Origin of the sequence: Paenarthrobacter sp. YJN-5 (assembly GCF_015040095.1) — a bacterium.
Lineage (GTDB): Bacteria > Actinomycetota > Actinomycetes > Actinomycetales > Micrococcaceae > Arthrobacter > Arthrobacter ureafaciens.
Genome location: NZ_CP053544.1, coordinates 1,812,774 through 1,833,765 on the forward strand (window position 1 = coordinate 1,812,774; position 20,992 = coordinate 1,833,765).

Annotated in this window: 21 protein-coding genes and 1 pseudogene; 18 read left to right on the forward strand and 4 right to left on the reverse strand. The window is 62.8% G+C overall.

The features are described from left to right. Nucleotide 1: 1 nt before the first annotated feature. The 5 genes from leuD (at nucleotide 2) to HMI59_RS08630 (ending at nucleotide 5,161) form a co-directional block, all read left to right on the forward strand. Nucleotides 2–601 carry a 3-isopropylmalate dehydratase small subunit gene (gene leuD, locus HMI59_RS08610; protein ID WP_069695110.1) on the forward strand — a complete coding sequence of 200 codons (600 nt, stop codon included), beginning with the start codon at nucleotides 2–4 and terminating at the stop codon, nucleotides 599–601. A gap of 215 nt (nucleotides 602–816) precedes the next feature. Next, a complete protein-coding gene (gene murA, locus HMI59_RS08615) occupies nucleotides 817–2,142 on the forward strand; it encodes a UDP-N-acetylglucosamine 1-carboxyvinyltransferase (RefSeq protein WP_021470833.1) in 1,326 nt (441 codons plus the stop codon). A gap of 12 nt (nucleotides 2,143–2,154) precedes the next feature. Next, entirely contained in the window at nucleotides 2,155–2,973 is an 819-nt protein-coding gene (locus HMI59_RS08620; protein WP_021470832.1) for a 1-acyl-sn-glycerol-3-phosphate acyltransferase, read from the forward strand. After that, complete coding sequence (locus HMI59_RS08625; protein WP_193593355.1) at nucleotides 2,970–4,022, forward strand: NAD(P)H-dependent glycerol-3-phosphate dehydrogenase; 1,053 nt, start codon at nucleotides 2,970–2,972, stop codon at nucleotides 4,020–4,022. The genes HMI59_RS08620 and HMI59_RS08625 overlap by 4 nt, the downstream gene beginning before the upstream one ends. After that, nucleotides 4,022–5,161: a D-alanine--D-alanine ligase family protein gene (locus tag HMI59_RS08630; protein WP_021470830.1), complete on the forward strand. Its 1,140-nt coding sequence runs from the start codon at nucleotides 4,022–4,024 to the stop codon at nucleotides 5,159–5,161. The genes HMI59_RS08625 and HMI59_RS08630 overlap by 1 nt, the downstream gene beginning before the upstream one ends. Nucleotides 5,162–5,200: 39 nt before the next feature. Here HMI59_RS08630 and HMI59_RS08635 read toward each other — a convergent pair whose 3' ends face one another. Further along, nucleotides 5,201–5,695: a DUF3515 domain-containing protein gene (locus HMI59_RS08635; protein WP_193593356.1), complete on the reverse strand. Its 495-nt coding sequence runs from the start codon at nucleotides 5,693–5,695 to the stop codon at nucleotides 5,201–5,203. Between the two features lie 53 nt (nucleotides 5,696–5,748). On the opposite strand from HMI59_RS08635, the gene thiL reads away from it, so the two are divergent. From thiL to rsmD, 4 genes are read left to right on the forward strand one after another with little or no spacing between them, the layout of a single operon-like run. Beyond that, complete coding sequence (gene thiL / locus HMI59_RS08640; protein WP_193593357.1) at nucleotides 5,749–6,762, forward strand: thiamine-phosphate kinase; 1,014 nt, start codon at nucleotides 5,749–5,751, stop codon at nucleotides 6,760–6,762. A 22-nt stretch (nucleotides 6,763–6,784) separates the two neighbouring features. Then, on the forward strand, nucleotides 6,785–7,780 hold the full coding sequence (locus HMI59_RS08645) for a DAK2 domain-containing protein (RefSeq protein WP_193593710.1): 996 nt from the start codon (nucleotides 6,785–6,787) through the stop codon (nucleotides 7,778–7,780). After that, a complete protein-coding gene (locus tag HMI59_RS08650) occupies nucleotides 7,770–10,025 on the forward strand; it encodes an ATP-dependent DNA helicase RecG (protein WP_193593358.1) in 2,256 nt (751 codons plus the stop codon). Before HMI59_RS08645 ends, HMI59_RS08650 begins: the two co-directional genes overlap by 11 nt. 45 nt (nucleotides 10,026–10,070) lie before the next feature. Continuing rightward, nucleotides 10,071–10,637 (forward strand): 16S rRNA (guanine(966)-N(2))-methyltransferase RsmD, encoded by a 567-nt coding sequence (gene rsmD / locus HMI59_RS08655; protein WP_031216031.1) that lies wholly within the window; start codon nucleotides 10,071–10,073, stop codon nucleotides 10,635–10,637. Between the two features lie 19 nt (nucleotides 10,638–10,656). On the opposite strand, the gene HMI59_RS08660 is transcribed toward rsmD, so the two are convergent. After that, nucleotides 10,657–11,316 (reverse strand): spermidine synthase, encoded by a 660-nt coding sequence (locus tag HMI59_RS08660; RefSeq protein WP_370583577.1) that lies wholly within the window; start codon nucleotides 11,314–11,316, stop codon nucleotides 10,657–10,659. 128 nt (nucleotides 11,317–11,444) lie between these two features. Continuing rightward, nucleotides 11,445–12,686, reverse strand: coding sequence for an aminotransferase class I/II-fold pyridoxal phosphate-dependent enzyme (locus HMI59_RS08665; RefSeq protein WP_193593359.1), 1,242 nt, complete (start codon nucleotides 12,684–12,686; stop codon nucleotides 11,445–11,447). Nucleotides 12,687–12,721: 35 nt separating this feature from the next. Between HMI59_RS08665 and coaD the strand changes: the two genes are divergently transcribed. The 6 genes from coaD to HMI59_RS08695 all read left to right on the forward strand — a co-directional run bounded on the left by coaD (nucleotide 12,722) and on the right by HMI59_RS08695 (nucleotide 16,977). Beyond that, the gene (gene coaD, locus HMI59_RS08670) at nucleotides 12,722–13,222 is read left to right on the forward strand and encodes a pantetheine-phosphate adenylyltransferase (RefSeq protein WP_021470821.1); all 501 of its coding nucleotides are present in this window, start codon (nucleotides 12,722–12,724) and stop codon (nucleotides 13,220–13,222) included. Nucleotides 13,223–13,388: 166 nt separating this feature from the next. Next, nucleotides 13,389–13,916 carry a DUF177 domain-containing protein gene (locus HMI59_RS08675; RefSeq protein ID WP_079941228.1) on the forward strand — a complete coding sequence of 176 codons (528 nt, stop codon included), beginning with the start codon at nucleotides 13,389–13,391 and terminating at the stop codon, nucleotides 13,914–13,916. A gap of 33 nt (nucleotides 13,917–13,949) precedes the next feature. Then, nucleotides 13,950–14,153, forward strand: a complete 204-nt coding sequence (gene rpmF, locus HMI59_RS08680; protein ID WP_011775139.1) for a 50S ribosomal protein L32 — start codon at nucleotides 13,950–13,952, stop codon at nucleotides 14,151–14,153. 23 nt (nucleotides 14,154–14,176) lie between these two features. After that, a complete protein-coding gene (gene rnc / locus HMI59_RS08685; protein WP_021470819.1) occupies nucleotides 14,177–14,887 on the forward strand; it encodes a ribonuclease III in 711 nt (236 codons plus the stop codon). A 3-nt stretch (nucleotides 14,888–14,890) separates the two neighbouring features. Next, nucleotides 14,891–15,829, forward strand: coding sequence for a bifunctional DNA-formamidopyrimidine glycosylase/DNA-(apurinic or apyrimidinic site) lyase (gene mutM / locus HMI59_RS08690; protein ID WP_193593360.1), 939 nt, complete (start codon nucleotides 14,891–14,893; stop codon nucleotides 15,827–15,829). Nucleotides 15,830–15,981: 152 nt separating this feature from the next. Further along, a complete protein-coding gene (locus HMI59_RS08695; protein WP_193593361.1) occupies nucleotides 15,982–16,977 on the forward strand; it encodes a GIY-YIG nuclease family protein in 996 nt (331 codons plus the stop codon). A 316-nt stretch (nucleotides 16,978–17,293) separates the two neighbouring features. On the opposite strand, the gene HMI59_RS08700 is transcribed toward HMI59_RS08695, so the two are convergent. Then, the gene (locus HMI59_RS08700) at nucleotides 17,294–18,289 is read right to left on the reverse strand and encodes a hypothetical protein (protein WP_193593362.1); all 996 of its coding nucleotides are present in this window, start codon (nucleotides 18,287–18,289) and stop codon (nucleotides 17,294–17,296) included. Between the two features lie 58 nt (nucleotides 18,290–18,347). Between HMI59_RS08700 and HMI59_RS08705 the strand changes: the two genes are divergently transcribed. The 3 genes and pseudogenes from HMI59_RS08705 to HMI59_RS25630 all read left to right on the forward strand — a co-directional run. Further along, nucleotides 18,348–18,842, forward strand: coding sequence for a hypothetical protein (locus HMI59_RS08705; RefSeq protein ID WP_193593363.1), 495 nt, complete (start codon nucleotides 18,348–18,350; stop codon nucleotides 18,840–18,842). A 154-nt stretch (nucleotides 18,843–18,996) separates the two neighbouring features. Further along, nucleotides 18,997–20,850: a DUF262 domain-containing protein gene (locus tag HMI59_RS08710; RefSeq protein WP_193593364.1), complete on the forward strand. Its 1,854-nt coding sequence runs from the start codon at nucleotides 18,997–18,999 to the stop codon at nucleotides 20,848–20,850. A 72-nt stretch (nucleotides 20,851–20,922) separates the two neighbouring features. Beyond that, nucleotides 20,923–20,991, forward strand: a pseudogene (locus HMI59_RS25630) (zinc finger domain-containing protein); the annotation flags it as partial. Nucleotide 20,992: the final 1 nt, after the last annotated feature.

A 20,992-nucleotide genomic window follows, 5' to 3' on the forward strand; every position in this document is an offset into this window, starting at 1 on the left:
CATGGAAAAATTCACCACCCACACCGGCATCGGCGTTCCGCTGCGCCAGAGCAACGTGGATACGGACCAGATCATCCCGGCTGTCTACCTCAAGCGCATCACCCGCACCGGCTTTGAGGACGCCCTGTTTGCCGCGTGGCGCAAGGATGAATCGTTCATCCTCAACCAGGCCCCGTTCAACGCAGGTTCCGTCCTAGTGGCGGGACCGGACTTCGGCACGGGTTCCTCGCGTGAACATGCCGTGTGGGCCCTGAAGGACTACGGGTTCAAGGCTGTCCTGTCCTCCCGTTTTGCCGACATCTTCCGGGGAAACTCGGGCAAGCAGGGGCTCCTGGCGGCCCAGGTTGCCCAGGACGACATCGAGCTCATCTGGAAGGTGCTGGAGAACAACCCCGGCGCCGAGGTCAAGGTGGACCTCGTGTCCAAGACCGTCGAATGCGGCAATGTGGTTGCCCCGTTCGAGATTGACGACTACACGCGCTGGCGGCTGCTGGAAGGCCTCGACGACATCGGGCTCACCCTGCAGCATGAGGCGGACATCACTGCCTACGAGGCCACCCGGCCTTCTTTCAAGCCGACGACGCTTCCTGCCAGGAGCTGAATTAGCAGACACATAAAGGGGCAGCATACGCCCATCGAAAAAGACCGGAAGTCCCTTTCACCAGGGCCTCCGGTCTTTTTTCGCAGGGAGCCCGGGGCCATGCGATGAACCCGGCGCGCGGGGGCTGCATTTCGGTTAGGTAACGCGAGCTTCTATGCTTAGCAGGAGCCTTTGAAAGTATTGGGGGGCGAGTAGTCGTGAGGAAACCGGTATAGATGAGTAGTGTTCTGACAATCCGCGGTGGCGTCCCTTTGACCGGACGAGTAACCGTTCGGGGGGCCAAGAACCTTGTACCCAAAGCCATGGTTGCGGCACTGCTGGGCAGTGAACCTTCCGTGCTGCGGAACGTGCCGGAAATCAAGGACGTCGAGGTTGTCACCAGCCTCCTGCAGCTCCATGGCGTGACGGTGGTGAAAGACCCGGCGACGGGAGACCTGACGTTGGATCCCAAGGACGCCAAGACCGCGTCCAGCACCGCCATTGACGCCCACGCAGGCGATTCCAGGATCCCGATCCTGCTTTGCGGGCCGTTGATCCACGCGATCGGCGAGGCCTTCATCCCGGACCTGGGCGGCTGCAAGATCGGGGACCGCCCCATCGACTACCACTTGAACGTGCTTCGCCAGTTCGGTGCCGTGGTGGAGAAGCGTCCCGGCGGCATCCACATTTCGGCACCGAACGGACTTCACGGCGCCAAGATTTCCCTGCCGTATCCTTCCGTGGGTGCTACCGAGCAGGTTCTCCTCAGCGCTACCCGCGCGGAAGGAATCACCGAGCTCTCCGGCGCAGCAACGGAACCCGAGGTGGTTGACCTCATTGCCGTGCTCCAGAAAATGGGCGCGATCATCAGTGTCCAGACGGACCGCACCATCAGGATTGAGGGCGTCAAGGACCTCGGCGGCTATAACCACCGGGCCCTGGCGGACCGCAACGAATCCGCTTCCTGGGCCTCGGCCGCGCTGGTCACGCGGGGCGACATCTTCGTTGAAGGTGCATCCCAACGCGACATGATGACGTTCCTGAACACCTACCGGAAGGTGGGCGGCGGGATGGACATCGGCGACGACGGCATCCGTTTCTACCACCCCGGCGGAAAACTTACGCCGTTGGTGCTGGAAACCGACGTGCACCCCGGGTTCATGACGGACTGGCAGCAGCCCCTGGTGGTTGCCCTGACGCAGGCCGAAGGTGTGTCGATCGTGCACGAAACCGTGTACGAGAACCGCTTTGGCTTTACCGATGCCTTGGCGCGCATGGGGGCGAACATCCAAGTCCACCGCGAATGCCTTGGCAGTGTTCCGTGCCGGTTCGGCCAGCGGAACTTCCTGCACTCCGCCGTGATCTCCGGCCCCACTCCGCTTCGCGGCACCGAAATTGACATCCCCGATCTCCGCGGCGGTTTCAGTCACCTGATCGCCGCCCTGGCAGCAACCGGTACCTCGCGGGTCACCGGCATCGATATCATCAACCGTGGCTACGAGCGCTTCACTGAGAAGCTCGCGGGCCTTGGTGCCGATTTCGACATCACCACTACCAAGTAGCAGGGGACCCCTTTGAAGGAATCGGCCAAGAGCCGTGCCACATTCGTGTTTCTGGCAGGCATCGCGCGTCCGCTGATGAACGTCCTCATGGCGAAGAAATGGGAGGGAACGGAGAAGCTCCCCGAGGGCGGCTTCATCGCCGTGCCCAACCATTGCACTGAGATCGACCCCATCGTGATCGGCCACATGCTGTACAACCAGAAGCGCCCGCCGCACTTCCTTGCCAAGTCGGGCCTCTTCAAGGTGCCCGTACTGGGCTCTCTGTTGCGTGCCACCCGGCAGATACCGGTGGAACGTTCGACGGCGGGTGCGAACCGCTCGCTGCAGGTCGCCAAAGAGGTGGTTGATGCCGGCGGGTCCATCATCATCTACCCGGAGGGGACCCTCACGAGGGATCCCGATCTGTGGCCGATGAAGGGCCACACCGGGGCAGCCCGTTTGGCGTTGCAGACCGGCGCGCCCGTAGTGCCGATGGCCCACTGGGGCGCCCAGGAAGTGTTCCCCCGCTATGCAAAGCGGTTCCACATCTTTCCGCGGAAGACGGTCCGGGTCCTGGTAGGAGAACCCGTGGACCTGAGTGCCTTCAGGGACAAGCCCATGGACCGTACGACGTTGGCTGAGGCCACGGAGTTGATCATGGACGCCATCACCGGGCTCCTGGAAACACTGCGGGGCGAGCAGGCACCGGCTGAGCGCTGGGATCCGGCCAACCACCAGCAAGCCAAGCACGGACGTTTTGTGGAGCGCGGCCTGAAACCGGGCTCCGCGGCGTCGACCGAAGCAAACCCAACGGGAGCGTCCGAGGCTCCGGATCTTGAGGGCGGCAAATGACGCTGATCGAAACAGGCGTGCCGGCTCCGGAGAAGGTGGCCGTGATGGGTGCCGGGTCGTGGGGAACCACCTTTGCCAAAGTCCTTGCCGATGCTGCCGACGCCACAGGGGCAGATCGGAAGATCCACCTGTGGGGTCGCCGTGCCGAGGTAGTGGACCAGATCAACTCCGTCCATCGGAATGAACAGTACTTGGACGGCATCAGCCTCCCGGCCACGATCACCGCTTCCACCGACGTCTCCGAGGTCCTCAAGGGAGCAGGCCTGGTTGTGCTGGCCGTGCCCGCCCAGTCCCTGCGGCCCCAGCTCAGCGAGTGGAAGCCGCTCCTGGAGCCCAATGCCATAGTGGTCTCCCTGATGAAGGGCCTCGAGCTCGGCACCGACGCGCGCATGAGCGAAGTGATCGCCCAGGAGCTGGGCATCCCGGCCTCGCGGGTTGCCGTGGTGTCAGGACCGAACCTTGCCATGGAGATCGCACGGGAGCAACCCACCGCATCCGTGGTGGCGTGCAGCGACGCTGAAACTGCTGCGGCCATCGCCCTTTGCTGTACTGCGCCGTACTTCAGGCCGTACACCAGCACTGACGTGGTTGGCGTAGAGATCGGCGGGATCGTCAAGAACGTCATTGCCTTGGCCGTCGGCATCTGCGAAGGCAAGCAGATGGGGGACAACACCAAGGCCTCGGTGATTACCCGTGGCCTGGCCGAGACGTCCCGGCTCGCTTTGGCGCTCGGGGGAGAAGCCCACACGATGGCCGGCCTGGCGGGATTGGGAGACCTCGTGGCGACGTGCTCTTCCGCGTTATCGCGCAACCACACCGCCGGGCGCCTCTTGGGTGAAGGCCTCAGCCTGGAGCAGGTAGCCGCCCGCATGACCCAAACAGCCGAAGGCATCAAGTCGGGACCGGCCGTGCATGAGCTTGCCGGCAAGCTCGATGTTGAGATGCCCATTACCGCTGCCGTGGTGGCGGTGCTGGAAGGCAAGATGTCCGTTGATGACCTGGGGCCACGCCTGCTGGCCCGGGCACTGAAGTCCGAAGGCGACTACTGATGGTGACAGAAAATTCAACTCCCGCTGCCGGACGACGGCCCCGGGTGGCGATCCTGTTTGGCGGGCGCTCCAGTGAGCACGCCGTCAGTTGCGTCACCGCCGCCGGCGTGATGGGTGCCATAGACCGGGAAAAGTACGACGTCGTGCCCATCGGCATCGCCAAGTCAGGCCAGTGGGTGCTCGCTTCAGGCGATACCAGCCAGTGGTCGCTGAGTTCCTCGGCCCTGCCTGAGGTTGCCGCATCTGAGAAGACAGTCACCCTGGCAGAAATCGGGGGAGAGCATCAGCTCGTTGTCACCGAACCCAACGCCGTACCTCAGGAGCTGGGCTCCGTGGACGTCGTGTTTCCCCTGCTGCACGGCCCGTGGGGCGAAGACGGGACCATCCAAGGACTTCTGGAGTTGTCCGACACCCGCTACGTGGGCGCAGGAGTCCTGGCCTCCGCCGTGGGCATGGACAAGCACTTCATGAAGGTGGTTTTCGAGGCCGCGGGGTTGACCGTGGGCCCGTACATCGCTGTGACGGACAGGGAATGGCTGACCGACCCCGAAGCTGTCCGCAAGCGCGTGGACAAGCTGGGATTCCCCGTCTTCGTCAAGCCTGCGCGCGCGGGCTCCTCGATGGGCATCTCCAAGGTCGACTCCCTTGACGGCCTTGACGCCGCCATTGAAGAAGCCCGCCGGCACGACCTCAAACTGGTCATCGAAGCAGGAATAGACGGCCGCGAAATTGAGTGCGCCGTCCTGCAGGGGCGCGGAACGGATGCCCCGCGGACGTCCATGCCCGGCGAAATCGCCGTTGCGGCCGGTGAGCACCAGTTCTATGACTTCGCTGCGAAGTATGTGGAGGACGGTGCCGCGGCCCTCAGCTGCCCGGCCGACATGCCTGACCAGGACATAGCCCGCGTCCGCGAACTTGCCGCAGTTGCCTTTGATGCGGTGGGCGCGGAAGGCTTGAGCCGGGTGGACTTCTTCTACACTCCGTCAGGTGACTTGATCATCAACGAAATCAACACCATGCCCGGCTTCACGCCCAAGAGCATGTATCCGCAGATGTGGGCCGCCTCGGGGCTTGCCTATGGTGAGTTGATCGACGAACTCATCCACCTTGCGCTGACCCGAAAGACCGGGCTGCGCTGACTCGAAAGACCGGGCTGCGCCAGGAAACCTGCCGTCCCGCTACTTTCCGGACGGCAGGTTCTGCAGGTCTTCCTGGCCGATGCACTGCCGCGTTGCCTTGATTTTGCCGACTGCGGCGGCAAGGTCCGCCAGTACTGTCGCGGAGCTGATCTTGTCCGGATCCATGAGGATCTCAGTAGCCGGCTCCCGGCCGTACGTGGTCAGCGTGTAGTAGGGATCGCCTTCCTTGATCACCCAGTCGATGTCGTTCACAGTGACGCAACGGTCCGTGGTGGGGCCCGGTACGTTGACCCCGCACCGGAGGATGACCTGCGATGGGTCGCCCCAAGCCGCGGTTGCCTGGCTGTTGGTCTTGCGAAGGCCCGCGTCGCCGATCTTGTCAGGCAGTGCCACCATCATGGGAGCGCAGGCCGGATTGGCGGCATCGTTCGCGGCCGTGACGTCAACGGCGGGAGAGCAGGCAGACAGTGCAAGGACGGCCGTTCCGGAGACGGCGAAGGCCGCAACCGTCCGGCGGAGGGTCTTTCGGTGCATCACTCAAGCCTATCCCGCATTATTCTGTCGGTCGCCCGCGATAGCGTAGGACCGTGCTTGAAGAACAGTTGACCGTTGCCCACCTCTCTGAATCAGAGTTGCTGGCCCGGATTTTTCCGCGCCTGAACCGGACTTCCGCGGTCCTTCTGGGCCCCGGCGATGATGCCGCGTTGGTTGCTGCGCCGGATGGCAGGACCCTCATCTCCATCGATACCCAGACCCAGGACCAGGACTTCCGGCTGCAGTGGAACAACGGTTACCGGACCACGGGCTTTGACGTCGGATGGAAGGCGGCCGCCCAGAACCTTAGCGACATCAATGCCATGGGCGGACGCGCCACCTCCCTGGTGGTCAGCCTGACCATGCCTCCTGCCACGCAGGTTTCCTGGGTCGAGGATTTCGCCGACGGACTCACGGCCGCCATCAGGGACCTCGGGGCAGCGGACTGCTCGGTGGCGGGCGGCGATCTTGGCCGCGGACGGGAGCTGGGGGTGACTGTCGCCGTCGTCGGGACGCTTGGCGGGCTCCCTCCGGTGGTGCGCTCGGGCGCGGAAGCGGGGGACGTGGTGGCTATCGCCGGGACGTTGGGCCGGGCCGCAGCCGGCTTGGCCCTGCTTGAAAGCAGCGTGGCCATGGCCAGCCTGACGCCGGAGCAAAATGCGCTGGTCGAAAACCAGTGCAGGCCCGTTCCCCCCTTGGCCGCAGGACCCTTGGCGGCGAACAGCGGGGTAAAGGCAATGATGGATATTTCCGATGGCCTGATCCGGGACGCCGGCAGGATGGCGGCAGCCAGCACCGTAGTCCTGGATTTCGATCCCGTAGCGTTGAAGGCACACGCCGCTCCGTTGGAGGCCGCAGCCGGACTGCTGGGCGTTGAACCCATGGCGTGGGTCCTGGGCGGGGGAGAAGACCATGGATTGCTGGCCACGTTCCCGCCTGGAATTCAGCTGCCCGCGGGCTTTACTGCGATAGGCTCGGTTCAGGCCGTTGACGAGTCACCGGGCGGCAGCGTCCGGATTGCAGGGCAGCCTGCCGACACCGTGGGATGGGATCATTTTGCAGACTAAGATCGCAGCGAACGCGCACGCAATGAAGCGTTGGCTCAACAAAGCCGAAGTGGTTCTGGGAAACCACAGCGACCGCCTCAACGCGATCAACATCTTTCCTGTGGCTGACGGTGATACGGGCACAAACCTTTATTTGACCATGCGGGCGGCTGCCGCAGCCTTGGGCGGCCCCGCTGACGCGGCCGAAACCGGGAACGACGTCGGTGCGGTGCTGGCCCGTGCGGGACAGGCAGCCATGGAGCGGGCCAGGGGAAATTCCGGCACATTGATCGCCGTTTTCCTGTCTGCCGCGGCTGAACCCTTGGCCGGAAATCCCCGGTTGAACGCCCCGTTGCTTGCGGCGGCCCTGCACCGTGCGCAGATCCGCGCATGGTCGGCACTCAGTGAACCCGTGTCCGGAACCATGTTGTCCGTGCTTGAAGCAGCCGCGTACGCGGCGCAGGCTGTGGACGCAAACCAGGAGGGAGACCAGAGCAACCACGCCTTGGGCCTTGCCCTGGATGCCGCGGTGGATGCTGCTTTCCAGGCAGTGGTTCGGACGGAGGACGAACTGGCTCCCCTGCACGAGGCCCATGTAGTGGATGCCGGCGGGCTTGGCATGCTGCTGGTCCTGGACTGCCTGAGGTCCGCCGTCCTGGGCGAAGAACTCCAGGATGAACTTCTGGATGGCCTGCATGGCTACAAGCTGCAGGATCCCCACATCCATCAGCACATGCCGGCAGATGACGGAGTTGAAGTCATGTGCACCATCGATCTTTCGCCCCTTGATGCCGCCGTCCTTCGGCAGCGGCTTGACGAAATGGGCGACTCCGTCATCATGAGCCAGGTGGGCGGAGCAGCCAGGGCGGAAGACGATGACGATTCGCCCATGGACGTGAGCTACCGCTGGCGGATCCACGTCCACGTTCCGGATCCCGGACCGGCAGTTGAGTTGATTCGCTCCCTGGGAGAACCGGCGGATATAGCCGTCAGCCAGTTGGCCGTTCCGAGGGATGCCGTAGGCGGGCATGACGACTGAACTTGAACTTCCCCTTGAGCGCCGGATCGGCAAGCGGTCAGCCGCGGTCATCGAGAAGCACTTGGGACTACGGAGCACCGGTTCCTTGCTCAACTACTTTCCCCGCCGGTACCTCAGCCGCGGCGAACTGACCCCCATCAGCAAACTGCCGCTGGACGAAGAGGTGACCCTGATTGCCAGGGTCGTTTCCAACAGCACACGGCAAATGCGTGCCCGCCGCGGCACCATCACCGACGTCGTTGTTACCGATGAGGTAGGCGGAAGCAGTGCTGCAGGGACCCTGAAAGTCAGCTTCTTCAACGGTTTCCGTGCAAAGACCGAGCTGCTCCCGGGACGCCGGGCCATGTTCTCGGGGAAGGTCTCGCGGTACGGGGGTGCCCTGGGGCTGACAAATCCGGACTTTCTCCTGCTGGATGAGGATCCGGAGACAGAGGGGTCCGTGGATCCCGGGAAGCTTGCGGCCATGCCCATCCCGGTATATCCCGCAACGGCGAAGTTGACCAGCTGGTCCATCCACAAAGTGATCAAGGCCTTGCTTGAAACGCTGGATCTGGACGCAATGGCCGATCCCCTGCCCGAAGAGGTGGTCCGCAGGGACGGGTTGCTCAGCGTGGCGGAGGCCTACCGGCTGATCCATTCTCCGGAGACTGCGAAGGATTGGCAGCGCGCACAGGAACGTTTCCGCTACCAGGAGGCGCTGGTGCTCCAGACGGCCTTGGCACGCAGGCGTGCGCAGTTGGCTGCAGAGGAAGCAACCGCCCGGCGCCGGGTGAGCGGGGGCCTGCTGGAAGAATTTGACCGCAATCTCCCTTTCACCCTGACGGCAGGCCAGTCCGCCGTCGGTAAGACGTTGTCGGAGGAACTGGGGCGGGACACGCCCATGAACCGCCTGCTCCAGGGCGAAGTGGGCTCCGGCAAGACCATCGTCGCCTTGCGTGCCATGCTGCAGGTGGTGGATTCCGGCGGCCAGGCGGCGCTGCTTGCGCCTACTGAAGTGCTCGCAGCGCAGCATTACGACTCCATCCGCAGGACGCTGGGCCGGCTGTCCCGCGACGGCCTCTTCGGCGGAGCAGGGATGCTTGGCGGCGGATCCTCAGAGCCCGGCGTGCAGGTGACTCTCTTGACGGGGTCGATGCCAACGTCCGCCCGTAAACAGGCCATGCTGGATGCCGCGTCAGGCAACGCCGGAATCGTTATCGGGACCCACGCGTTGCTCAGCGACAAGACCTCCTTCCAGGACCTGGGCCTCATCGTGGTGGACGAGCAGCACCGGTTCGGTGTTGAACAGCGCGATGCCCTCAGGGCAAAGGCACAGCGGCCGCCACACCTCCTGGTCATGACGGCTACGCCGATTCCCAGGACCGTGGCGATGACCGTGTTTGGTGACCTCGAAACCTCCGTATTGGATGAACTGCCCGCCGGCCGCGCGCCAATCTCAACCCATGTGGTTGGTCTGGCGGAAAACCCCGGTTGGGCGGGCCGGATTTGGAAGCGGTCCCGCGAGGAAGTGGATGCGGGCCACCAGGTCTACGTCGTATGCCCCAAGATCGGTTCGGACGACGACGGCGATTTCAGTCCCGGGGAGGCGGAACCCAGCGACGCGGAGCTGTCGGACGAAGGGCCGGCCCGTGAGCTCGCCTCCGTCAACGCCGTCGTCGAATCCCTCCTCCAGGAGCCCTCGCTAAGTGGCGTCCCGGTGGCGCCGCTGCACGGCCGCCAGGATCCCGACGTCAAGTCCGGCACCATGGCTTCCTTCGCTGCGAACCAGACCAAGATCCTGGTCTCCACCACTGTCATCGAGGTGGGCGTTGACGTCCACAACGCCACGCTGATGGTGATATTGGATGCAGACCGCTTCGGAATCTCCCAGCTCCATCAGCTGCGTGGACGCGTAGGCCGCGGCGGGCTGCCGGGTACCTGCCTGCTGGTCACTACCTTGGAGCCGGGCCATCCCAGCCGCCGGCGGCTCGATGCCGTGGCTTCCACCACGGATGGATTCGAGCTGTCGCAGGAGGACCTCAAGCTGCGGCGCGAAGGAGACATCCTGGGTGCTTCGCAGTCAGGAGGGCGCTCCACCCTGAAGCTCCTGCGCGTCTTGGAGCACGAGGACCTTATCGCCCGGGCCCGAACAGACGCCCAGGCCTTGGTTGCCGGGGACCCCACCCTGACGCACCAACCGTCGCTGGCAGCTGCTATCGACGACTACTTGAACCCGGAGAAGGAGGCGTTCCTTGAACGCGGTTAGTGCAGGCCGGAAGCCTTTGGCATGGTTGTTGTCCGGTGGATGCCCATGAGCCGCATCATTGCGGGAGCAGCCGGCGGTAACCCGCTCACATCCGTTCCGGGCACTGCGACGCGGCCAACCACGGACCGCGTCAAGGAAGCGCTCTTCTCCCGGCTGGAGTCCTTGGCCGTGATCGACGACGCCCGCGTGCTGGATCTCTACGCAGGCTCCGGTTCGCTGGGAATCGAGGGGGCAAGCCGCGGGGCCCGCAGCGTTGAACTGGTGGAGTTTGATGCCCGTGCCAGTGATGTTTGCCAACGGAATGCGGACATGGTCAACCAGGTCCTGGGCAGGAAGACCGTCTCTGTCCACCGGTCCAAGGTGGAATCATTCCTCGAGCGCGCCGGTGGGGACGTCCTGTGGGACCTCGTGTTCCTGGACCCGCCGTATCCCTTGGACGAGGCAGCCCTGAGCGCCGTGTTGGGGAAACTGGCCCCGCACCTGGATGAAGGGGCAGTAGTTGTTGTGGAGCGGTCTTCACGCAGCGCCGAACCCGGGTGGCCTGAGGCCATGGAGTGCTTTTCGGACAAGAAGTACGGCGAAACCAAACTGTGGTTCGCCGAACCGGCTTGATCGGACATGCCGAACCGGCCTAATCGGAGATCTTGTCCAGTTCCACTCCGCTGAGCACGGCGGCCGGATGCGGTCCGCGGGCCAGGAGCTCGCGTGACCAGTCCGCGGGCCACGGCGCCTGCGTGCCCACCAGGATGATGTTGCCGGGATATCGGCCTTCAAACATTCCGGCCTCGGCAACCGCCGCAACATCAGGCATGGCTTGGCGCAGGGCTGCTACCTGGCTCCGCACCAAGGTAAGGGCGGGCTCGTCTCCCACGTTGATAATGAGGACACCGCCGGGGGCCAGCCGCCGGGCAGCCTCTTCATAGAACTCCCGGCAGGCGATGTGCGGGGGCGCATCGGGGCCGGAGAAGATATCGAGGATGACGACGTCGAATCCAAGTCCGGCGGGAAGGGCAGCGAGTGCTTCGCGGGCATCTGCGATGTGGGTGGTCAAGTGGGTGCCTTCGGGCATCGGCAGCTTCTGGAGCACAAAGTCCAAGAGCTCCCGCTCCAACTCGACTGCGTGCTGCACGGAACCGGGCCTGGTCGCCTGGATATAGCGGGCCAGCGTCAGCGCGCCTGCCCCAAGGTGCAGGGCCGAGATCGGAGCGGCCGGCTCGGCAACCAGGTCAACCACGTGGCCTATCCGGCGGAGGTACTCATAGAAGATCTCATCGGGATGGGCAAGGTTCACGTGCGACTGTTCGGCGCCGCCAATGCTCAGGATGTAGCTTCCCGGTACCAGTGGATCGGCATCGATCGTGGCGTGCTGGCCGGTGGTGCGAAGGAACCGTGACGCGTCATGCCGGACGCCCTTGGCGCTCAGAGTTTGTCCTGCAAGGTAGCGAGGCGCGAAGCGGCTTCATGCAGGAGAGCGGTCTTCTTGCAGAAGGCGAAGCGCAGCAGGCTTCGCGTCCGTTGTGCTCCTTCCGCGTGGCAAAAGACGGGGACAGGGATCGCAGCAACTCCCACCAGGTCCGGGAGGCGCCGGGCCAGGGCCACCGAATCGGTGATTCCAAGCGTTGCGGTGTCGACGTTGATGAAGTATGTTCCGCCCGGGACGTAGACGCCGAATCCCGCCTCACGCAGCCCCGCGGCGAGGATGTCCCTCTTCTCTTTCAGCGTGGCCGCAATATCCGCGTAGAAGGCGTCCGGAAGGCCGAGTCCGATCGCCACGGCTTCTTGGAACGGGGTGCCTGAGCTGTAGCTCAGGAACTGCTTGACCGTACGGGCAGCGGCGACGAGGTGGGCCGGTCCGCTGAGCCAACCGATCTTCCACCCGGTGAAGGAGAACGTCTTCCCGGCAGAAGAGATCGTGATGGTCCGTTCAGCGGCTCCAGGGAGCGTCGTAACGGGGATGTGTGCTTCGCCGAAGGTCAGGTGTTCGTAGACTTCGTCGCTAACGATGATGGCGTCGTATTTTTCCGCCAGTTCCACCACCTTGGCCAGGACGTCGCGCGGGAAGACAGTACCCATGGGGTTGTGTGGATTGTTCAGCAGCACCACCTTGGTCCGGTTGCTGAACGCGTCTTCCAGGGCGTCCAGGTCCGGCAGGAAGTCCGGGGCGGCCAGGGGAGCGGTAACGTGTTTGGCGCCCGCCATCGCAATGATGGCCCCGTAGGAATCGTAAAAAGGCTCAAACGTCAGGACCTCGTCCCCGGGCTGGACGAATGCCAGCAAGGAAGCGGCGATCGCTTCCGTGGCACCGGTGGTGACGATGACCTCAGTGTCCGGATCCGGGGTGAGGCTGTAAAAACGTTCCTGGTGTGCAGCCACTGCCTCGCGGAGCCGGGGAAACCCTTTGCCGGGCGCATACTGGTTGGCCCCTGCCTGGATGGCCGCCCGTGCGGCCTCCTTCATTTCGGCGGGGCCGTCCTCGTCCGGGAACCCCTGGCCGAGGTTGATGGCTCCCTTGGCGACAGCAAGGGTTGTCATCTCCTCGAAAATGGTGACGCCCAGGCCGCCATCGGGGGACAGGAGGTTGGCTCCGCCAGCCGCCCGTTGCCAGGGCAGGGACGTGTGGACGGGTGGGGCGCTGCTTCCTGCCGGTGACATGTCAGCCATGGTATCCCGGCGAAGCTTTGGGGTAGGTTCGTGTCATGAGACGTGCGGTTTGCCCCGGATCCTTTGACCCCATCCACAACGGACATCTTGAAGTCATTGCCCGCGCGGCCGGGCTGTTTGACGAGGTCATCGTGGCGGTATCCACCAATTACGCCAAGAAGTACCGCTTCAGCCTCGAGGACCGCATGGAGATGGCCAGGGAAACCTTGGCATCCTTGCGTGGCATCATCGTCGAACCCATGGGTGAAGGCCTGCTGGCGGAGTACTGCCGCCACAGGGGCGTCTCGGCCATCGTGAAGGGGCTGCGGTCCTCCTCGGATTTCGATTACGAGTTGCCCATGGCCACCATGAACCGGCAGCTTACCGGCGTCGAAACGGTCTTCCTGCCCGCCGAGGCGCACTACGTCCATCTCTCCTCGACGCTCATCAAAGAGGTCAACGTCCTGGGGGGCGACATCTCGGATTTCGTGCCCAAATCCGTCCTTCGACGACTGCTCGCGGGCGAGCCTTCGGCAGAACAGCAACGTAAGGGGTAGGCTAAAAGCTGTGCCCGCAGCCGTTCGCGCGCAATTCCCAAACTGAACACGTTGGCGCATTTACGCGCCCGTCGCCGGTTTGAGTCCTCGCACGTGATCAGGCTAAGATGGTACGTCGGTCATATGTTCTACAGGAGTTCTCATTAAGCGAGATGCAAGTTCGCCCTTGGCGCTGGTAGTCAAGGACCTTGGACGCAGTCCAGGAACCATGCGGACACTCAAGGAGCATGTGCCTGCACCAAGTGACCTTGGTGTGGCACTCATTGGCGTGGAGGAAGGCTCGGATGTCGAGCTCGATCTCCGGCTTGAGGCCGTACACGAAGGAATTCTGGTATCCGGTACCGCAATCGTCGGAGTAACCGGCGAATGCGGTCGATGCCTGGATCCCCTTGCGTATGACCTTGAGGTCAATGTGCAAGAACTTTTCTTCTACGAAGGCGAAGAGCTTTCGGACGGGGAAGACGATGAAGAGCAACGTCGAGTCGAGCACGATCTGATCGATCTTGAGCCGGTGTTGCGGGACGCAGTAGTCACCATGCTGCCGTTCCAGCCGGTGTGCCGGGAAGACTGCCAAGGCTTGTGCTCCGAATGCGGGGCGCGCCTGGAAGACGAGCCGGGGCACCACCACGAGGTCCTGGACCCTCGCTGGGCTGCCCTAGCTGATCTGGCTAAGACTGACCGGCAAACTGATTAGTAACTGTTGGACTAAGAGAGAAATGAGATAGCCGTGGCTGTTCCCAAGCGGAAAATGTCTCGCGCAAACACGCGCGCACGCCGTGCCCAGTGGAAGGCAACTGCCCCCAACCTGGTCAAGACCATCGAAAACGGTCAGGTCACCTACAGCCTGCCGCACCAGGCAAAGGTCGTCACCGACTCCGCCGGCACCGCGCTGTTCCTTGAATACAAGGGCCGCAAGGTCGCAGACGCCTAAGCTGCCGCACAGGCTGACAAAGGATGTCTTCAACTGAAGAGCTTCTGAAGCGTCTCGGTGTCTCCATTGACACCGAGACGCTTCGTCTTGCTCTGACACACCGCTCATACGCGTATGAGAACGGCGGTATCCCCACCAACGAGCGCCTCGAGTTCCTCGGCGACTCCATCCTGGGATTCTCCGTCACCGATTCCCTGTACCGCGACCATCCTGAGCTCCCTGAAGGTGAGCTCGCAAAGCGGCGTTCTGCCGTCGTGAGTACGCGCGCCTTGGCAGGTATCGGCCGCAAGCTCGGCGTTGGCGAGTTCATTTACCTTGGCCAGGGCGAAAAGATCACCGACGGCAAGAACAAAGCCTCTATCCTCGCGGACACCATGGAAGCGCTGATCGGCGCCACCTACCTTTCCAATGACATGGAAACCGCGCGCCAACTCGTGATGCGCCTCGTGGGTCCGCTGCTCAAGGACGCCGGTGCGCTGGGCGCCGGAACGGACTGGAAAACCAGCATCCAGGAGCTGGCAGCCAGCCGGCAACTCGGCACCATCCACTACGCCGTGGAAGGTTCCGGGCCGGACCACGCCCGCACCTTCGAAGCCGTGCTCAACATTGGCGGCACCCCCTATGGGCGGGGTTCGGGCCACTCGAAGAAGGAAGCGGAACAGGAAGCCGCAGCGGACGCCTGGCGTGCCTTGAATTCACTGGACACAGCCTCCACCGAACCGGCTTCTTCCTGATCCATGCCCGAACTTCCCGAGGTAGAAGTGGTGCGCCGCGGCCTCGCGCGCTGGGTTCGTGGCCGCACGGTCACCGGCGTCGAGGTCCTGGACCCCAGGTCCATCCGACGCCATGCACTGGGTACCGAGGACTTCATCGGCAACCTTGAAGGCGCTACGGTGCTGGACGTCGTGCGACGCGGGAAATTCTTGTGGATGCCCTTGTCCATGGCAGGCTCGGACACCGCTTTGCCCGGTACGGCCCTGATGGCGCATTTGGGGATGAGCGGGCAGTTGCTGATGCAGGATCCCCAGGTGCCGGATGAAAAGCACCTCAAGGTCCGGATCCGGCTCAGCGCGTCCGATGGCATGCCCGGGCAGCTCAGGTTCGTGGACCAGCGGATCTTTGGCGGCTTGTTCGTCACGTCCCTCATCCCGACGCCCGACGGCGGCCCCGGCGGTTTGGGCGAGACGCCCCTGCCCGAAATTGCAGAGGAAGCGGCGCACATAGCCCGCGACCCCCTGGACCCCAACTTTTCCTTCGATGAGTTTTACCGGAAGGTCAAGGCCCGCAGGACGGGACTCAAACGGGCCCTCCTGGACCAGTCCGTCATATCCGGAATAGGCAACATTTACGCTGACGAAGCCCTGTGGAAGGCACGACTCCATTACGCCCGCCCCACCGACAAACTGCGGCGCGGCGACGCGGAACGGGTCATCGAAGCCGCCCGGGACGTCATGAACGCAGCCTTGGCCGCCGGCGGCACGAGTTTCGACTCCTTGTACGTCAACGTCAACGGGGACTCCGGATACTTCGACCGTTTTTTGCATTCATACGGAAGGGCTGGTCAGCCCTGCGAACGCTGCGGTGCCCTCATCGTGCGCGAGCCGTTCATGAACCGTTCGTCATATCGCTGCCCCAAGTGTCAGCCGAAACCAAGAACAAAGTCACCACGAGGCTGAAGGTCCGGACTACTCCCCGGTATTCCATGTGGCATACAGAGCGGCTCGAAAACCGTTCCGCTTCGAGCAGGGGATGTCTTTTTTCCAGCGTCCCCTAAGAGCGCGCGCGGCCATCGCGGGACAAGGAACGTTTTCCGGATAGGTTCTAACCCATGAGGGAACCCAAGCCTGTGCTCCATCCAGGCATCGAACACTTCGGAGAGCAGCTGCGTGCAAGCCGATTCGGCCACAAGATGACCAGGGAGCTTTACGCGTACCCGAACCGGAGGCCGAAGGAGAAGCCAAGACGAGAGGACTGGCCCGAGGAGGTCTGGAACGACACGGCGTGGATGTACCGCGATGAGGAGCACACCGAGCATTCGGACGTGTTCCTGCTGGTGTATCGCGACGCGGCGCTGGCCAACTTCGACTTGTCCATGAAGTACTTCGCGTCTCTGGACCAGGACGACTTTGAGGGTGCCTTGGACCATGTCCTGGCCAAAGGCCGTACCTTCAAGCCAGTACAGTCACTGAAACCTTGGGACGGTGTCGCCGGCGCATACATCATGGTCTTCGATGAGTACCGCCAGTTCTACATAGGCCAGTCCAGCGACATCCGCTCGCGTATCAAGAAGCACTGGACTCATCGAAAACCGTTTGACCGAGTGCTCTTTGGGTCCAGGTATGACTCGATCTTCCCGGTAGACGAGCTTCGGGCTCTGGATACGACCAGGATCTTCGCTGCCCGTAGCACCAACCCCTTCGCCCTCGAAGAACGAACTGAGAAGGCCGCAGACCAACGATATTGCTTGAACCGCATGGCCGGTGGCGAACCGCCGCTGACTGTGATGCTTGGAAGCCACTTTCCGCGCAACCGTTCCCACGGACCGGCTGCAGTTCCACTCTCCCCGGAGGATTACGACCTCGAGTGGGACAAGGTCAGTCTTGCAATTTCGCAAGCAAGAACCACCCAGAATCCGAGCCTGATAGAAACGCTCGCAAGCCTCGACATGACAATCTATGCGGTCCAACGGGAGGAAGGTCCGTCGTTCCTTTGGTCAAGGAGAGACGCGGTCGCGGGCGCTGCCGCCCGTGGAGAGCTGACCGTCGAAGAATATGCTGCGTTCCTGAAGCTGATGGGCGAAAAGGTCATTTGGCCGGCAAACTGAGCGCGACGGGATGAAGCCTCTGTCGACCCCGATCAATCCCAGGTCTGGCCGCACCAGCAGCTGCCGTCCTTGTGCTCCTGGATGACGAGGACCCGTTCCTCGCCGAGCAGGATGATGTCTTCGTAGCTGAGCATGGATCCAGTCCAGCATCAACAGCAGGCTGTCTCTAGAGGTGCCTTGGCGTATGTGGACAACCCGATGGATCAGTTGCCTCAGTTTTGGCTGGACCGGGGGAGCGGTACGTAACCTCTCCATCGCGCGTGGGCGGTGGCGGTGCTCATTTTGAGCAGCAGCACGACGTGTGGAAATCCACGAATCATTGACCCGGCTCCCGTTCGTCGTCGCGCTTGGCCTCCTGTTCATTAAAGTACCCAGCGAGCAGGCCATCCACGATGGGGTCCATCTCGTCCATTGTTTCCTGCGCCCGTTGCTCATCCTCGGACAGCTTCTCCTCGCCCTGCCACTCAAGCTCCCATGCCCGATACCTGAGCCGCAGACTCGGCCAGTCATAGGTGTCGTCGTCTGTGACCGTGGAAGCAAGCGGCTCCGGTGCCACCACGCCCACTTCCGCCAGCGCCCGGCGGAAGCACCAGCGCGCGTCGATGAGCCACACCCTGATCCGTGTGAGAGGGATACCCGCCAGCCAGACCTCCTCGTCGTCGGGCATGGCTAGCTCAAACAACGTTGGCGGGTAGGCCTCCAACTTCTCCCGGAGGGCTTCCAGCTCGCGCTCTCCGCCCCGCCTCATCGCGAGCATCTCGTGGATCTTCTGAAGCATCGCAGCGTGTTCTGATTCCAGCAGCTCCCGCCGCGCCCGTCCCTCGGCATCCTCCCGATGCTCACTCAAGTCCCGCAGCAGGTACAGGATCCGATCCTCGTCGAGCACGGTTTTCGGTCGGTGCTCCTTTGGGAGGCTGGCCTCGGCAGTTTGCACGTGCTGGGTCGCCACAAGCAGGAACGAGAGCTCGGCCTGTTGTTGCCATTCCAAGGCCACGGTCGGTACGAGGATAGGAGGATCGCCCAAGTCCCGTATCCACGGGCGCTCCGCGCAGTCTCGGCGGCGGTGTGCATCCTCACGCGCCTGTTCGTTCTCCCGGACCAGACGCTCGAACCGCGCGCATTGCATCTCGGCTGCCTCGACCCACATCAATCCCTCGGACCACAGCTCAGGGCCTGGCCTCTTCGGTGACTTTGCCATATCAAGGATGTTCGCACGCCGCAGCCGCTGCCACGGAAACGTCCGTATGTCGCCGGCTCGACGGACACACGCCATGACTGCGACCGCCTTGTTCCATGGCCCTTCAACCTCCATCCGAGCCAGGCCTACGATGGAGGCGGGGAGCTCCGTCGGCCGATTGTCGGGACACGCCATGGCACCACACAACGAGACAGGGCGGGATGACCATATCCCTGGCAGTGCGACGTTGCGCCCAGGGCACCGCATCAGGGAAATCCGGCAGACCCTCCATGACCGGCACCCTGTCCGGGCACGCTACCAGGTCATTCCTACGCACCGTCCGCCCGCCTGCGGGGCACCACCCTTTGCTGCTCCGGCTTCGGATGAATATCAGGTCCACCTCTACATGCGGTCCCGCAGCGGGGACGTGAAGGTACGCCTTGCCGCGGCCAGGGAGGCCATAGCAACCTCGCCCCACGTGTGGGAGGACCTTGCCGCCGATGGCGTGCGGGAATGGGTAGAGCCTTCGATCGAGGACGATGCGCTGTTGGCGGCCGCCCTTGTCTCCCTGGGAGCATTGAACGTCGAAGAACGCCCCTACTTTGGAAAATTCGTGGCCGAACGGACCTACGAGATGCTGATGGACGCAGAAGAGGCTTACTGGCACCGATTCTTCCGCCGGCTCTGACCAATTGCACGGCGAATCAGCGGCTCATCCCCTGGATAGTTCAGGCCGAGCACCTGGCAAAGAAGGCAGCCCTCAAGTCAGCATTGCGAAAATGGATGATGACAACCTTGTGTGTCTCAATTCGGATCTTGGGGTGCCGCGTAGAGTGTGGCCCATGGGACACAAAGAGCCGATGTCGATCGCAAAGGCGCTGCGACAGATCCAGGAGAACAAGCTCATACTTCCGGCAATCCAGCGAGAGTACGTCTGGAAACCTACCCAGATCATCCGGGTGTTCGACTCCATCATGCGCGGTTACCCGGTTGGGAGCTTCCTCTCGTGGAAGGTACTGCCGGCAACAGTCAGCGAGTTCAAGTTCTACGGATTCATGAAGGACTACAGCGCTTTCAACAACCGCCACAACCCAGTAGTCGACATACCCACCGACCGTGAAGTCATCGCGGTCCTCGACGGTCAGCAGAGACTGACGTCACTCAATATCGGACTTCGAGGTACCTACGCCTATAAGGTCCATGGCGGCTGGGCGAACAAGCCATGGTCCTACCCGGAGCGTCGTCTCTACCTGAACCTTCTGGATGAAGCCCCCGAGAATGAGCTCGGCCTCAAGTACCACTTCCAATTCCTGACCAAAACCGACATCGACGCAGCGGCAGACGACGAGAGCAAGTCGTGGCTCCCGGTGTCCGAGATCTTCGACGCAGCCGAACCTTCAGCAATGATGATGATTCCGGCGAAGTACGGCGTCGGAAACAACCTGAAAGCAATGGAGCTCGCCTCTAAGCTCTGGGAGGCGATCCACCACAGCGCGAGCCTCCATTTCTATGAGGAAGACGTGCAGGACATTGAACGTGTCCTCGACATTTTCGTGCGAGTCAACTCCGGCGGCACCGTCCTCTCCTACAGCGACCTGCTCCTGTCCATCGCCACAGCGCAATGGGAGGGTGACGCCCGTGCCGCTGTCCATGGCCTGGTGGACTCCCTAAACCAGACGGGAAACGGGTTCAACTTCTCCCGGGACACGATCCTGAAATCGGGACTGGTGCTTGCGGACATCGGTGACATCGGGTTTAAGGTCAAAAACTTTAGCACGCCCAACATGGCCAAGCTCGAGGCCGGCTGGGATGTCATGAGTACATCCCTCCACGTTGCGGTCGGACTTCTTAGCGATTTCGGTCTGTCCGGCGGTGCACTCACCGCGGACAGCGTCCTCATCCCGGTTGCGTATTACGTGCATCGCCGGAAGCTTGGACACGCATACCGTGAGTCACCTGCGTCCCGCCAAGATCGTGAAGCTCTTCGGTCATGGGTTCTGCGGTCCCTCATCGTCCGCGGTGTCTGGGGCTCTGGCCTGGACACCTTGCTTCGTGACCTGCGCGAGGTCATCAAGGCACAGGGTGCCTCGGGGTTCCCGGTCTCAGCAATCGAACAGGCGATGGCACTTCGCGGCAAATCGCTCGCGGTCACAGATGCCCTGGTCGACGACATATTGACCCTGGAGTACGGAAAAGCCCGGACCTTTGCAGTGCTTGCAGCCCTGTTCCCGCATGTTGACACGCGCAACCTGTTCCACGTCGACCATGTATTTCCGGCCGCGCGGGTCAACAAGAAAGTACTGGCGCGTCTCAAGAACCCCGACGGCACACCGCTGTTCACCCCGGAGTCCATCGAGGAGCTTGTCTCAAAGCGGGATCGCCTGCCGAACCTGCAGCTGCTCCCAGGGCTCGAAAACATCGGCAAGTCTGACAAAGCGCCGGACGACTGGCTTGCTGCGGAGTATCCATCCCCGGATAATCGAAGCGCATTCCTCGAACGACATGCCCTGCCGTCGCCGCTACCGCACTCCGTTGACGAGTTCACCGCATTCTTCGAGCAACGGCGCGCGAATCTCACGGCTCGTATCTGGATGATGTTCAAGATCAGCGGCCCGGAACCAATCGGAACTCCCACAGCCCCTCAGCTTGCTGACCTGGATGAGGAACTAGCTGAAGGCGACTACGAGGATGACTGACAGAAGGGCTGGTTTTCCCTAGGTCTAAGTGTCTATGGGCTCGCTGGGCACTCCTGCAAGCGATACGAAACGCCGATCGTACGCGAAAAGTTCATGAACCGCTCCAGCCACTTTTGCCCGGTTTGCCAGCGAAATCGCTAGC

Bases quoted from the DNA above. Each gene is read 5' to 3' on its own strand.
- leuD (WP_069695110.1), top strand. From the start codon at position 2: ATGGAAAAATTCACCACCCACACCGGCATCGGCGTTCCGCTGCGCCAG.
- murA (WP_021470833.1), top strand. From the start codon at position 817: ATGAGTAGTGTTCTGACAATCCGCGGTGGCGTCCCTTTGACCGGACGA.
- HMI59_RS08625 (WP_193593355.1), top strand. From the start codon at position 2,970: ATGACGCTGATCGAAACAGGCGTGCCGGCTCCGGAGAAGGTGGCCGTG.
- HMI59_RS08630 (WP_021470830.1), top strand. From the start codon at position 4,022: ATGGTGACAGAAAATTCAACTCCCGCTGCCGGACGACGGCCCCGGGTG.
- HMI59_RS08635 (WP_193593356.1), bottom strand. From the start codon at position 5,695: ATGCACCGAAAGACCCTCCGCCGGACGGTTGCGGCCTTCGCCGTCTCC.
- HMI59_RS08645 (WP_193593710.1), top strand. From the start codon at position 6,785: ATGAAGCGTTGGCTCAACAAAGCCGAAGTGGTTCTGGGAAACCACAGC.
- HMI59_RS08650 (WP_193593358.1), top strand. From the start codon at position 7,770: ATGACGACTGAACTTGAACTTCCCCTTGAGCGCCGGATCGGCAAGCGG.
- rsmD (WP_031216031.1), top strand. From the start codon at position 10,071: ATGAGCCGCATCATTGCGGGAGCAGCCGGCGGTAACCCGCTCACATCC.
- HMI59_RS08665 (WP_193593359.1), bottom strand. From the start codon at position 12,686: ATGGCTGACATGTCACCGGCAGGAAGCAGCGCCCCACCCGTCCACACG.
- coaD (WP_021470821.1), top strand. From the start codon at position 12,722: ATGAGACGTGCGGTTTGCCCCGGATCCTTTGACCCCATCCACAACGGA.
- rnc (WP_021470819.1), top strand. From the start codon at position 14,177: ATGTCTTCAACTGAAGAGCTTCTGAAGCGTCTCGGTGTCTCCATTGAC.
- mutM (WP_193593360.1), top strand. From the start codon at position 14,891: ATGCCCGAACTTCCCGAGGTAGAAGTGGTGCGCCGCGGCCTCGCGCGC.
- HMI59_RS08695 (WP_193593361.1), top strand. From the start codon at position 15,982: ATGAGGGAACCCAAGCCTGTGCTCCATCCAGGCATCGAACACTTCGGA.
- HMI59_RS08700 (WP_193593362.1), bottom strand. From the start codon at position 18,289: ATGGAGGTTGAAGGGCCATGGAACAAGGCGGTCGCAGTCATGGCGTGT.
- HMI59_RS08705 (WP_193593363.1), top strand. From the start codon at position 18,348: ATGGCACCACACAACGAGACAGGGCGGGATGACCATATCCCTGGCAGT.
- HMI59_RS08710 (WP_193593364.1), top strand. From the start codon at position 18,997: ATGGGACACAAAGAGCCGATGTCGATCGCAAAGGCGCTGCGACAGATC.